Below are 11,933 nucleotides of genomic sequence, written 5' to 3'. Positions count from 1 at the left end.
ATATTTGGTTCTTGTTTGTCAAATGTCAAAAAGATAAGTCATACGATTTTCCTACGTATCTCACTAGTATTTCATACCATGCAAGAATATGACTACTTTGAAACATTCATCTTATATACATCATTTCATCTGTAATATCAGCAGCGCTTTGCACAAGTTTTGCCCCTAATTGGATTAACTTATTCGTTCCACATGATGTTTCTTCAAAAATAGAACCCGGTATGGCAAATACTTCTCTTCCTTGCTGAAGCGCCTGGTCGGCGGTAATAAAAGATCCACTTCTTTCTTTTGCTTGCACCACCAACGTGCCTCCTGTTAATCCGCTAATGATTCTGTTTCTGCGAGGGAAAAACCATTTCGTCGGCTTCATAAACGGGGCATATTCAGAAAGCAGCAAATGATGCTGCGCAATTTCTCTTGCTAAATTTTGGTTTCCTCTTGGGTAAATATTATAAAACCCTCCGCCTAAAACTGCAATCGTTTTAGCTTTTTCAGCGATAGCCAGTTCATGAGCAGCCTGGTCAATTCCTAAGGCTAGCCCACTCACAACGACAAATTCTTCATGCAGCATCGGCTTAACAATACGAGTTAAAGCTGCAGTTCCATATGAAGTAGGATTTCTTGTTCCTACAACGCTTAAGCTTGCCGGAGCGTGTAAAAGAGACAAGTTCCCCCTTGCAAATAATACCCAAGGCGGATCATAAATATGGCGCAAAAGTTCAGGATATTCATCATCTAAGATGGTGACACATCGAATATTCTCAGCGTCATATTTATCTAGAATATCTCGTATTGGAATAGTTTGCAAATCTTTTTTTATTTGATTAGCACGTTCAATCGAGAGAGTCAATAGTTTTTGAAGCTGTGATGGAGAGTACTCGTAGAGATTTTGTAATGAAGAATTCTGTTGAAGTAGCGTAAAAATTTGTTTCCAATTAACAGATGGACAATGTGCTAAATGAATTAATTTTTCCCGTAAACCAGACATTCTACAATCTCCTTTTTAAATGGACAAAATAGCCCCCGGTCAAAGGAGGCTATATGTCTTCTATTAATGAGTCTTACACTGCTCGTAAATGCCTTGTTCTTTTAACACCTTAATAAGTGTTTCTCCCATAACAGATGGTGTTTCAGCTACTTGGATACCGCACTCATTCATTGTTTTAATTTTTTCAGACGCTGTCCCTTTACCACCTGAAATAATCGCACCAGCATGGCCCATACGTTTTCCTGGAGGCGCTGTTTGACCGCCAATGAAGCCGACAACAGGTTTTGTCATATTTGCTTTTACCCATTCTGCCGCTTCTTCTTCTGCTGTACCGCCAATTTCCCCAATCATAATTACTGCATACGTATCTTCATCTTCATTAAACGCTTTTAATACATCGATAAAGTTCGTGCCATTCACCGGGTCACCGCCGATACCAACAGCTGTTGATTGGCCAATTCCAGCTTCAGAAAGTTGGTGAACAGCTTCATATGTTAATGTACCAGAACGCGAAACTACACCTACATGACCTTTTTTGTGAATGTACCCTGGCATAATGCCAATTTTACATTCTTCCGGTGTAATAACGCCTGGGCAGTTAGGCCCTACAAGACGCGTACGTTTTCCTTCCATATAACGCTTTACTTTTACCATATCTAATACTGGAATACCTTCTGTAATACAAATAACTAAATCTAAATCTGCGTCAACTGCTTCAATAATGGAGTCAGCTGCGAATGCTGGTGGAACATATACAACAGAAGCCGTTGCGCCTGTTTTTTCTTTCGCCTCGGCAACCGTATTAAATACCGGAACACCTTCTACTTCTAAGCCGCCTTTACCCGGCGTTACGCCACCAACAATTTTCGTTCCATATTCTAACATTTGCTGTGTATGAAAAAGGCCAACTCCGCCTGTAATTCCTTGTACAATTACTTTTGTATCTTGATTAATAAATACGCTCATTCCTATCCCCCAGCCTTTCTATTTCACTAGTGAAACGATTTTTTGTGCGCCGTCTGCCATAGATTCAGCAGCTGTGATATTTAAGCCTGATTTTTGTAAAATTTCTTTTCCAAGTTCAACGTTTGTTCCTTCTAAGCGAACAACTAATGGAAGGCTTAATCCAACTTGTTTTGTTGCTTCAACAACACCTGTTGCAATAACATCACATTTCATAATTCCGCCGAAAATATTAACGAAAATACCTTTTACATTTTGGTCAGATAAAATAATTTTAAATGCTTCTGTTACTTTTTCAGCAGTTGCGCCGCCCCCAACATCCAGGAAGTTAGCAGGGTCGCCTCCGTAATGCTTAATAATATCCATCGTTGCCATCGCTAAACCTGCACCGTTTACCATACAACCGATATTACCGTCTAGTGAAATGTAGCTTAAGTCGTATTTAGATGCTTCAATTTCTTTAGCATCTTCCTCTTCAAGGTCACGATATTCAAGAATATCTTTTTGGCGATACAGCGCATTTGAATCAAAGTTTAACTTCGCATCCAATGCCATAACGTCTCCGTCACCTGTTACAACTAGAGGGTTAATCTCTGCAATTGAGCAGTCTTTTTCAACAAATACTGTATATAAACCTGTCATGAATTTAACTGCTTTTCCAACTAATTCTTTTGGAATATTAATATTAAATGCAAGTCTGCGAGCTTGGAATGCTTGTAAACCAATCGCCGGATCTACATATTCTTTAAAGATTTTTTCAGGCGTTTTTTCCGCCACTTCTTCAATTTCAGTTCCACCTTCTTCAGAACCCATCAATACAACTTGAGACGTTGCACGATCAAGAACTAAACCGATGTAGTATTCTTTCTTAATATCGCATCCCTCTTCAACTAACAAGCGCTTAACTTCTTTTCCTTCAGGGCCTGTTTGGTGCGTTACGAGGGTCTTTCCTAAAATATCTTGTGCATATGTACGAACTTCATCTAAGTTTTTTGCTACTTTGACACCGCCCGCTTTACCGCGTCCACCAGCATGGATTTGTGCTTTCACCACTGATACTTGTGAACCTAATTCCTTTGCTGCTTCAACTGCTTCTTCAACAGTAAAAGCTACTCGACCGTTTGGTACTGCAACCCCATATTTTCTGAGTAGTTCTTTTCCTTGATACTCATGGATATTCATTTCCCATCCTCCTAACATAATCAACCACAAAACTATACTGCACAAAATAGACTGCGCTTTCATTGTATAAAAATAATTGTCTAATTGTCTACTATTCTAGTGAAAAATATTGAAATAATAAGAAAATTGATATTTTTATGGAGATAGTACTTAACCATACCTTATGAAGTAGATGAGGCTCTGCGGACGTTAAACGTGTGGTTGATCATGTAAATCAACCTTCATAACTAAAGCAGACTGAGAGGAAAATAATTTACGAATTTTTCCCGCTGCAATATCTCCGCTTACATAGGCTATATTCTTTTTAAGCCTAGAATCCCGCATTGAAACATGCGCTAAAAAGCAGAGATATGCTCGGGTATCATGTTCTAGTTTACTTGGTTTTTTATCGGTGCAAAAGATCGGCGGTGTTCTGGCAAAATTCCATATTGTTCGATTGCTTCTAAATGTTGTTTTGTTCCATATCCCATATGTTTTTCGAATCCGTATGCAGGATAGCGTTCACCAAGTTCTTTCATCATTCGATCTCGCGTCACTTTTGCAATAACAGAACTTGCAGCAATTGAAATGCTTGTAGCATCGCCTTTAATGATTGACTGCTGCGAAATAGGCACCGGCAGCTTCATCGCATCAATGAGCAGTTCATCAGGCTGAACTGCCAGCAGTTCAATGGCTTCAGTCATGGCCTTTTTTGTTGCTTCGTAAATATTAATAGAATCAATGACCTCTGCGTCTATAATCCCTATACCGATAGCGACAGCTTTTTTACAAATTTCTTCATAAAACGCTTCTCGCTTTGCTTCTGATAACTTCTTTGAATCCGTCAGACCAGGGAGAAAAAAATCGGGAGGCAAAATAACAGCAGCTGCTACTACCGGTCCTGCTAACGGTCCCCTTCCTACTTCGTCTACTCCGGCAATATAAGTTGCTCCTTGCCTATATAATTCATTTTCATATGCCATCATTTCATCAAACTGTTGCTTCAAGCGCTCAGCCGCTTCAAATTGCCTTTGTTTTTGAATAATAACCTGCTGCACACCTTTACGCTCATCTTGCGCATATGCCTTAAATAAAGCATCTTCCGGGCTTCTCACTTGCTTTAGTTCCTCTTTTATTTCCTTAATACTCTTTTTCATTAGCTCCACCTTCTTTATATCAACATTTTCACGCGGCACTTTCACATAAAAAACGCCTCATGCTGAAAAGGCAGAGGCGTTTTTTCCTTCAGTTCGCAATGTGTTGCTTACAGCTGTTGTTCAGCTTCACTTGGATCATCAAATGTAAAGGTGCCAATTTTATCCGTTCGAATTTCTCGAAGAACAAGCTCAGCTGTTTTATCGTAATCCACCATGCCGCCACCCATTAAACAGCCGCGGCGCGACCCAATTGCATCAAAAAGCTCTACAATGTCTTCAGGGATTTCATTTAAATCATAACGCTGCTTTAATTGTTCTGGGTAATGGCTAGTTAAGAAGCGCAGCGCATAAACAGCGACATCTTGCATATTTAAAATGGTATCTTTGATAGCACCCGTTGTCGCAAGCTTATATCCAACTGTTTCATCTTCAAACTTAGGCCACAAAATACCTGGCGTATCAAGCAGCTCTAGCTCGTTTCCTACCTTAATCCACTGCTGTGCCTGCGTCACACCTGGACGATCTCCCGTCTTGGCGATTTTTTTGCTGGCAAGGCGGTTAATTAGCGTTGATTTACCGACGTTAGGAATCCCTACAATCATCGCACGGATAGCGCGGGGTTTTTTAACTCCTTTTGCGCGCATGCGGTCAAACTTCTCTTGAAGAAGTTCTTTAGAAGACGAAACAATTTGTTTCATTCCTTTACCTGCTTGTGCGTCAATAGCTAAGGCATAAATACCTTGTTCTTTGTAATAATCTAACCACTGCTGAGTGACGCGCGGATCCGCTTTGTCCACTTTATTCAACAATACGATTCTGGGCTTGTTCACAATAATCTCATCAATCATTGGATTTCGCGATGATTGCGGAATGCGTGCATCAACCAGTTCGTATACAATATCAATCAATTTTAGCTTTTCAGTTACTTGTCTTCTGGCCTTGGCCATATGGCCAGGAAACCATTGAATTGTCATATTTTACTCACCTTTTATATTTTACTTTGCAAAACGCGCTTCTTTAATCGGCCAGTATACGGCACTCGTTTTACCAAGCACCTTGTCCATGCTCACAAAGCCAATCTGACGGCTGTCTTTACTGTAGCGTCGATTGTCTCCCATCACGAACAAATAGCCTTCTGGCACGGTCTTTTTACCCGTTACGTCTTCTAGTTTAAAATCTTCGGTTAAATTACCGTCAATCACTTCTTTTTTATACTGATCTAAATAGGGCTCTTTATAAGCTTTTCCATTTACATATAGCGTATCATTTCGATACTCAATATGATCACCCGGCAGTCCGATAATACGTTTTATGTAATCTTTTTCCGCTGTAGCATGAAAAACAATAATATCAAAGCGATCAGGATCACCAATCTTATAGGAGAACTTATTTACAATCATTCGATTTTGGTCATGCAGCGTAGGCATCATAGAAAGTCCATCTACTACAATCGGTGCAAACAAAAAATAGCGAATTACAACAGCTAACAGTACGGCAATGGCGATTGCTTTTATCCATTCCCACAGTTCATTTTTCTTTCGAGCCATCTTCAGTCCTCCAACTCTTATGTCATACCTTTATTTTAAACGATAATGTTTGAAACGCCTAATAAATAAATAGAATAAAAAAATGATGACTTGTACGTCTATTTTTCACTGTCAGAGAACGAATCGTTCTAAAAAAACATTTGAAAAAAGGAGCTTGTATAAACAAGCTCCCCTTTACTATTATCGAATTTCTTTAATACGCGCAGCTTTACCACGTAATTCACGTAGGTAATAAAGTTTCGCACGGCGTACTTTACCGCGGCGCATTACTTCGATTTTTGCAATTTTTGGCGTATGAAGTGGGAATGTACGCTCTACACCTACACCGTAAGAAATCTTACGTACTGTAAATGTTTCGCTGATACCACCGCCACGACGCTTAATAACAACACCTTCAAATACCTGAACACGTTCACGAGTACCCTCAACGATATTTACGTGTACACGTACAGTATCACCAGGACGGAACGTAGGAAGATCTGTTTTTAATTGTTCTTTTGTAATCTCTTCGATTAATTTTTGCATCGCGTGTTTCAACTCCTTCCAACAGACGCTCATACCAATGCTTTTCAATCATTGCAGCGGAACATCGTTATAGGTGACCAGACATCTGCCCAAGCCACAAAATCTATCTTAGCACACTCTTATACCGTATGCAACAGAGTTTATGCATAAATTTTATGGATTTATGAAAGGTTGTTTTCCTCTTTTAATTGAGCTACTAGTTTCTTTTGCTCTTCCGTTAGCTCCATCTTTTCAAGCATATCCGGTCTTCGAAGCAACGTGCGCTTTAAAGACTCTTTTTGGCGCCACTGTTCAATTTTTTTATGATTTCCTGACATAAGTACTTCAGGAACTGTTAAGCCTCTAAAATCAGCAGGACGCGTATAGTGGGGGTGCTCTAGTAAACCTGTACTGTGTGAGTCTTGTACAGCTGAATGATTATTGCCAAGCACATCAGGAAGCAGGCGAACAACGCTATCGATCACAACCATTGCACCAAGCTCTCCTCCAGTTAATACATAGTCACCAATTGAAATTTCATCAGTTACCAGCTGCTCACGAATTCGTTCATCATATCCTTCGTAATGACCGCAAATAAAAATTAAATGCTCTTCTGCTGCTAGTTCTTCTGCTTTTGCCTGTGTATAGCGTTCGCCCTGCGGACAAAGCAAAACTACCCGGGGCTTCTTAGCTGTTTCAGTCAGCTTTTCTACAGCGTCAAAAATAGGCTGAGGTGTCAATACCATTCCAGCACCTCCGCCGTAAGGATAATCGTCCACATTTTGATGTTTGTTCGTAGAATATTCTCGGAAATTAACTACATTCAGTTCAACCGCATTTTTTTCCTGTGCTTTTTTCAAAATTGATTCACCAAAAACACCGTCAAACATAGAAGGAAATAGCGATAGTACATCAATTTTCATTAGTCCAATAACCCTTCCATTACTGTAATAACAATCTCTTTTTCCTCTATATCGATAGATTGTACAACGTCGTCGATGTAAGGAATAAGAACTTCTTTTCCGCCTTTTTTAACGACCCACACATCATTAGCTCCCGGCGTTAGAATTTCTTTGACCGTTCCTACCTCTACTCCGTCTTCTGTTTTTACTGTACAGCCAATAATTTCGTGGAAATAAAATTCACCGTCTTCTAAATCCGTTAGCTGTTCCTCAGGAATTTTCACTTCGCAGTTTTTGTACTGCTCAACATCATTTACGTTGTGATAGCCTTCGAATGTAAGCAGATCAAAATTTTTATGCCTGCGATGGCTTGCTACCGTTACTTCCACCGGCTCGCTTTGCTTTTCTTTGAAGATATAAAGTTTATTTCCTTTTTCATAGCGCTCATCAGCAAAATCCGTAGTTGATACAATACGAATTTCTCCTTTTACACCATGGGTATTCACAATTTTTCCAACCTTAAACCATTTCATGCTTCTTCACCTCTATCTAATCTCAACAACTTTGCTATCTTTTATAATAATTGTTTTACTTTCTTTTATCTTTTCCCAATCATCGCCGATTTTTACCTCTACTAAGGCATCCAGTTCCGTTTCAACGAGTTCGCTCCCTAAAGGAAGCTTTTCTAATTGCGTCAGCTGAAAGTTCAACACTTCAATTTTTTCAAGGCGAGCGGATTTTTCTTTTTCAAATTGACTATGTAATAAAGAAGAACCTTTATTGGCTTTTTCCATGTGCTTTAACTGAAATTTCAGCTGTTCCATTTCCTTTTCAAGCGCCTGCTTGCGGTTTATAAAACGATTTTCAAGATCTTGTTTGCTTGCTTCAGTTAACACTTGTTTCACAACCACTTTTTGAATAATGTTCAAAACGTTCCCTCCGCCCTCAAGATAGTGACCTTGTGCTTTTTACATGCATATTGAAATAGCTGCTTCTTGCTCGCAAAAGACTTACTGTGATCAAAACGTTCATCTTATCATAACATAAAAAAAGGGGGAGGTTATCCCTCTCCCTTTTTGATTACTCTTGAATTTTCACATACACTTTTTTACCTTGCTGTGATGCTGCTGCATTCACAACAGTTCGAATCGCTTTTGCAACGCGGCCTTGTTTGCCGATTACTTTGCCGACATCTTCTTGGTGAACAGTAAGGATGTAAGTCACTTGACGTTCATCTTCTTGTTCCTCCACTTTAACATCAGCTGGATAATCAACAAGCGGCTTTACAATTGTTTCGATTAGTGATGTCATCTCGAGTGAAATTATTTTCCTAATTTAGCATTATGGAATTTTTCCATGATGCCTTCGTTAGAGAAAAGGTTACGAACTGTATCAGATGGTTTAGCACCATTTTGTAACCATTTAAGAGCTAGCTCTTCATCGATTTTAACTTCAGCTGGTTGAACTACAGGATTGTAAGTTCCAACTACTTCGATGTAACGTCCATCACGTGGTGAACGAGAGTCTGCTGCTACGATACGATAGAAAGGAGATTTTTTAGCTCCCATACGTTTTAAACGAATTTTTACTGCCATTTTATAAAGCACCTCCGAATATGTTTCAACAAGATAATATAATATCAAATAGGTAAAATGTTTGTAAAGGTTTTTTTCTTAACACTAGAAAAATATTTTATTTTCTTTGGTTTTTTCAGTTCAAATCAAGCATTTTATCATGAAAAGAATGGAAGTTTCATACCCTTTTTCTTGCCTTTTGACATATTTGTCATTTGTTTCATCATTTTTTTCATGTCTTCAAATTGTTTAAGCAAACGGTTGACTTCTTGTACAGAACGTCCGCTTCCTTTTGCAATACGCTTTCTTCGACTTGAATTAATGATTTCAGGGTTTGTTTTTTCCGCTTTCGTCATCGAACGAATAATTGCTTCTACATGATTAATTTGCTTTTCATCAACCTGCAGGTTTTTGAGCCCCTTTACTTTATTGGCGCCCGGAAGCATACCAATTAGCTCATCAAGCGGTCCCATTTGACGCACCTGAGCAAGTTGATCTAAAAAGTCATCGAATGTAAATGACTGCGTGCGCAGCTTAGCTTCAAGCTCTTTTGCCTTTTCAGCATCTACATTTGCCTGAGCCTTTTCGATAAGCGTCAGCACATCACCCATACCTAAGATACGGGAAGCCATACGCTCTGGGTGGAATGCTTCAATAGCATCCATCTTTTCTCCAAGACCGACAAACTTAATTGGTGTATCAGTTACTGCACGAATAGAAAGCGCTGCACCACCGCGCGTATCGCCGTCTAGTTTCGTTAATACAACGCCAGTTAATCCTAATTGCTTATTAAAGCTATCCGCAACGTTTACTGCATCTTGACCCGTCATCGCATCGACAACAAGGAAAATTTCGTCTGGGTTAGAAAGCTCTTTGATCTGTTCTAACTCCTCCATTAGATTTTCATCAACATGCAAACGTCCCGCTGTATCAATTAATACATAATCGTGATGCTCTTCTTTCGCATGAGCAATAGCTTGTTTCGCAATCTCCACAGGACTTACTTGATCACCTAATGAAAAAACAGACATGCTAAGCTGTTTCCCTAGTGTTTCAAGCTGTTTAATAGCTGCCGGACGATAAATATCTGCTGCTACAAGCAATGGATTACGGTTATATTTTTTACGTAATAAATTGGCAAGTTTACCAGTTGTTGTTGTTTTACCTGCACCTTGAAGTCCAACCATCATAATTACAGTTGGAGCTTTTGGAGCTACTGCAATCTTGCTTTGCTCTCCGCCCATAAGTGCAGTTAATTCTTCTTGTACAACCTTAATAACTTGCTGTCCAGGCGTTAAGCTCTTAAGAACGTCTTGACCTACAGCACGTTCGCTTACGCGCTTAACAAAGTCTTTTACTACTTTAAAGTTTACATCGGCTTCTAAAAGGGCAAGTCTAACTTCACGCATCATTTCTTTAACATCAGCTTCGTTAACTTTTCCTTTTCCTTTTAACTTTTGCAGTGTGCTTTGCAAACGGTCGGCTAATCCTTCAAATGCCATATACGCCGCCCCCTAATCTAATTTCTCGAGCGAATCAAGAAGAGAAGAAAGCTTACTGTTCTTGTGTAAGTCGGCTGCAAGTTCGTCTTTCAGTTGTTGAACAATTGATTGACGCTCTTGAAACCGTTGAAATAACAATAGCTTTTCCTCATATTGTTCAAGCATTTGCTCTGTACGTTTTATATTATCATAAACTGCTTGACGACTCACATCAAATTCTTCCGCTATTTCACCGAGGGAATAATCATCCAAGTAATAAAGTGACATATAACTTCTTTGTTTGGGCGTCAACAGCGCCTGATAGAAGTCAAATAAGTAATTCATTCTTGTTGTTTTTTCGAGCATATGCACGCTCTTTTCAACCATCTGACCGCCCCCTTGTTAAGTGAAAAGCCTTTACATGTTATTAGTTTAACTAGGCGAGGTTTGAATGTCAAGTTTTTTCCTTAACACCTCACATTTTTCCACTTAAAAGAGATGGAAACATAACTAAATTACTTCAATTTAAAGACGACTAAATATGAAACCTGCGTCCACCCTACTAATAAAAAGATCCGAACGATTAATCGTTCGGATCTTCCTTCAACGAAGATACTTTTATCCCAGCCTCTTTTTAGATTACGCCTCTTTTTCTGTTTCTTCTTCCACAGCATTGGCAAATAACCCATAGATATATTGCTCCGTGTCAAACGGCTGAAGGTCGTCTACTTTTTCTCCAAGTCCAACGAATTTAACAGGAAGCTTCAGTTCGTTTCGAATGGCAAGAACAATTCCGCCTTTAGCCGTACCATCTAGTTTTGTTAACACAATTCCAGTCACGTTCGTTGCTTCTGAGAATGTTTTAGCCTGACTTAAAGCGTTTTGACCCGTCGTCGCATCAAGTACGAGAAGCACTTCATGCGGAGCACCAGGAATTTCTCGCTCAATAACACGCTTTACTTTCTCTAATTCTTTCATTAAATTCACTTTGTTTTGAAGGCGACCTGCTGTATCACATAATAAAACATCTGCTTTTCGAGCCTTGGCTGACTGAACAGCGTCATACATGACAGCGGCAGGGTCAGAGCCTGCAGATTGCTTAATAACATCAACACCAACGCGTTCTCCCCATACTTCTAACTGCTCAATCGCACCGGCACGGAACGTATCTCCTGCCGCCATTACGACTTTTTTGCCTTCTTGTTTGAATTTATGTGCAATTTTCCCAATTGTTGTTGTTTTCCCAACGCCGTTTACCCCTACAAACAAAATAACCGTTAAATCATTTTGCTGCATATTTAATTCACCAATCTGCTCTTCACCAGATTCATAAATATCAATTAATTTCTCAGAGATGACAGCCTGTACATCTTGAGGGTCCTTAATATTACGGCGTTTCACTTCCGATTTTAAGTCATCAATTAAATCCAACACGGTAGCCACGCCGACATCAGCGCTAATTAAAATTTCCTCTAATTCCTCAAAAAACTCTTCGTCTACTTGACGATAGCGAGACACTAGATCATTCACACGTTCCGAAAAAGAATTGCGTGTTTTTGATAGTCCATCTTTAAATTTTTGTGTAACAGAATCCGTTTGCATTGTAATTTTTTCTTTTAATTTCTTAAAAAAGCTCATTCGTACCACCCTTTCATT

The 11,933-nt window shown here is 39.3% G+C and carries 15 protein-coding genes; all 15 read right to left on the bottom strand.

Going from position 1 to position 11,933, the window contains the following annotated elements; genetic code table 11:
* Window positions 1–106: 106 nt before the first annotated feature.
* Window positions 107–988, bottom strand: coding sequence for a DNA-processing protein DprA (dprA, locus tag AC1VNJ_RS03525; protein WP_033579776.1), 882 nt, complete (start codon window positions 986–988; stop codon window positions 107–109).
* 63 nt (window positions 989–1,051) lie between these two features.
* Complete coding sequence (sucD, locus tag AC1VNJ_RS03520; protein ID WP_013058889.1) at window positions 1,052–1,954, bottom strand: succinate--CoA ligase subunit alpha; 903 nt, start codon at window positions 1,952–1,954, stop codon at window positions 1,052–1,054.
* 18 nt (window positions 1,955–1,972) lie between these two features.
* On the bottom strand, window positions 1,973–3,133 hold the full coding sequence (sucC, locus tag AC1VNJ_RS03515) for an ADP-forming succinate--CoA ligase subunit beta (RefSeq protein ID WP_013058890.1): 1,161 nt from the start codon (window positions 3,131–3,133) through the stop codon (window positions 1,973–1,975).
* 368 nt (window positions 3,134–3,501) lie between these two features.
* A complete protein-coding gene (locus AC1VNJ_RS03510; RefSeq protein ID WP_033579775.1) occupies window positions 3,502–4,269 on the bottom strand; it encodes a ribonuclease HII in 768 nt (255 codons plus the stop codon).
* Window positions 4,270–4,376: 107 nt separating this feature from the next.
* Window positions 4,377–5,243, bottom strand: a complete 867-nt coding sequence (gene ylqF, locus AC1VNJ_RS03505; protein WP_025750333.1) for a ribosome biogenesis GTPase YlqF — start codon at window positions 5,241–5,243, stop codon at window positions 4,377–4,379.
* Window positions 5,244–5,264: 21 nt separating this feature from the next.
* Window positions 5,265–5,816, bottom strand: a complete 552-nt coding sequence (lepB, locus tag AC1VNJ_RS03500; RefSeq protein ID WP_013058893.1) for a signal peptidase I — start codon at window positions 5,814–5,816, stop codon at window positions 5,265–5,267.
* Between the two features lie 180 nt (window positions 5,817–5,996).
* The gene (rplS, locus tag AC1VNJ_RS03495; RefSeq protein ID WP_013084808.1) at window positions 5,997–6,341 is read right to left on the bottom strand and encodes a 50S ribosomal protein L19; all 345 of its coding nucleotides are present in this window, start codon (window positions 6,339–6,341) and stop codon (window positions 5,997–5,999) included.
* Window positions 6,342–6,502: 161 nt separating this feature from the next.
* On the bottom strand, window positions 6,503–7,243 hold the full coding sequence (trmD, locus tag AC1VNJ_RS03490) for a tRNA (guanosine(37)-N1)-methyltransferase TrmD (protein WP_014458419.1): 741 nt from the start codon (window positions 7,241–7,243) through the stop codon (window positions 6,503–6,505).
* On the bottom strand, window positions 7,243–7,755 hold the full coding sequence (gene rimM / locus AC1VNJ_RS03485; RefSeq protein WP_028411442.1) for a ribosome maturation factor RimM: 513 nt from the start codon (window positions 7,753–7,755) through the stop codon (window positions 7,243–7,245). The genes trmD and rimM overlap by 1 nt, the downstream gene beginning before the upstream one ends.
* Window positions 7,756–7,767: 12 nt before the next feature.
* Window positions 7,768–8,151 (bottom strand): YlqD family protein, encoded by a 384-nt coding sequence (locus AC1VNJ_RS03480; RefSeq protein WP_013058897.1) that lies wholly within the window; start codon window positions 8,149–8,151, stop codon window positions 7,768–7,770.
* A 151-nt stretch (window positions 8,152–8,302) separates the two neighbouring features.
* Complete coding sequence (locus AC1VNJ_RS03475) at window positions 8,303–8,533, bottom strand: KH domain-containing protein (RefSeq protein ID WP_013058898.1); 231 nt, start codon at window positions 8,531–8,533, stop codon at window positions 8,303–8,305.
* Window positions 8,534–8,544: 11 nt separating this feature from the next.
* Window positions 8,545–8,817, bottom strand: coding sequence for a 30S ribosomal protein S16 (gene rpsP / locus AC1VNJ_RS03470; protein WP_013058899.1), 273 nt, complete (start codon window positions 8,815–8,817; stop codon window positions 8,545–8,547).
* A gap of 137 nt (window positions 8,818–8,954) precedes the next feature.
* The gene (ffh, locus tag AC1VNJ_RS03465) at window positions 8,955–10,298 is read right to left on the bottom strand and encodes a signal recognition particle protein (RefSeq protein WP_028411443.1); all 1,344 of its coding nucleotides are present in this window, start codon (window positions 10,296–10,298) and stop codon (window positions 8,955–8,957) included.
* A 12-nt stretch (window positions 10,299–10,310) separates the two neighbouring features.
* A complete protein-coding gene (locus AC1VNJ_RS03460) occupies window positions 10,311–10,643 on the bottom strand; it encodes a putative DNA-binding protein (protein WP_025750337.1) in 333 nt (110 codons plus the stop codon).
* A 273-nt stretch (window positions 10,644–10,916) separates the two neighbouring features.
* Window positions 10,917–11,915: a signal recognition particle-docking protein FtsY gene (ftsY, locus tag AC1VNJ_RS03455; protein ID WP_013058902.1), complete on the bottom strand. Its 999-nt coding sequence runs from the start codon at window positions 11,913–11,915 to the stop codon at window positions 10,917–10,919.
* Between the last annotated feature and the right edge of the window lie 18 nt (window positions 11,916–11,933).

The organism is Priestia sp. 3CA3 (assembly GCF_056836725.1).
The sequence above is the reverse complement of the archived record's forward strand: the minus strand, read 5'-3'. Positions and strand labels throughout refer to the sequence as shown.

Bases quoted from the DNA above. Each gene is read 5' to 3' on its own strand.
- dprA (WP_033579776.1), bottom strand. From the start codon at position 988: ATGTCTGGTTTACGGGAAAAATTAATTCATTTAGCACATTGTCCATCT.
- sucD (WP_013058889.1), bottom strand. From the start codon at position 1,954: ATGAGCGTATTTATTAATCAAGATACAAAAGTAATTGTACAAGGAATT.
- sucC (WP_013058890.1), bottom strand. From the start codon at position 3,133: ATGAATATCCATGAGTATCAAGGAAAAGAACTACTCAGAAAATATGGG.
- AC1VNJ_RS03510 (WP_033579775.1), bottom strand. From the start codon at position 4,269: ATGAAAAAGAGTATTAAGGAAATAAAAGAGGAACTAAAGCAAGTGAGA.
- ylqF (WP_025750333.1), bottom strand. From the start codon at position 5,243: ATGACAATTCAATGGTTTCCTGGCCATATGGCCAAGGCCAGAAGACAA.
- lepB (WP_013058893.1), bottom strand. From the start codon at position 5,816: ATGGCTCGAAAGAAAAATGAACTGTGGGAATGGATAAAAGCAATCGCC.
- rplS (WP_013084808.1), bottom strand. From the start codon at position 6,341: ATGCAAAAATTAATCGAAGAGATTACAAAAGAACAATTAAAAACAGAT.
- trmD (WP_014458419.1), bottom strand. From the start codon at position 7,243: ATGAAAATTGATGTACTATCGCTATTTCCTTCTATGTTTGACGGTGTT.
- rimM (WP_028411442.1), bottom strand. From the start codon at position 7,755: ATGAAATGGTTTAAGGTTGGAAAAATTGTGAATACCCATGGTGTAAAA.
- AC1VNJ_RS03475 (WP_013058898.1), bottom strand. From the start codon at position 8,533: ATGACATCACTAATCGAAACAATTGTAAAGCCGCTTGTTGATTATCCA.
- rpsP (WP_013058899.1), bottom strand. From the start codon at position 8,817: ATGGCAGTAAAAATTCGTTTAAAACGTATGGGAGCTAAAAAATCTCCT.
- ffh (WP_028411443.1), bottom strand. From the start codon at position 10,298: ATGGCATTTGAAGGATTAGCCGACCGTTTGCAAAGCACACTGCAAAAG.
- AC1VNJ_RS03460 (WP_025750337.1), bottom strand. From the start codon at position 10,643: ATGCTCGAAAAAACAACAAGAATGAATTACTTATTTGACTTCTATCAG.
- ftsY (WP_013058902.1), bottom strand. From the start codon at position 11,915: ATGAGCTTTTTTAAGAAATTAAAAGAAAAAATTACAATGCAAACGGAT.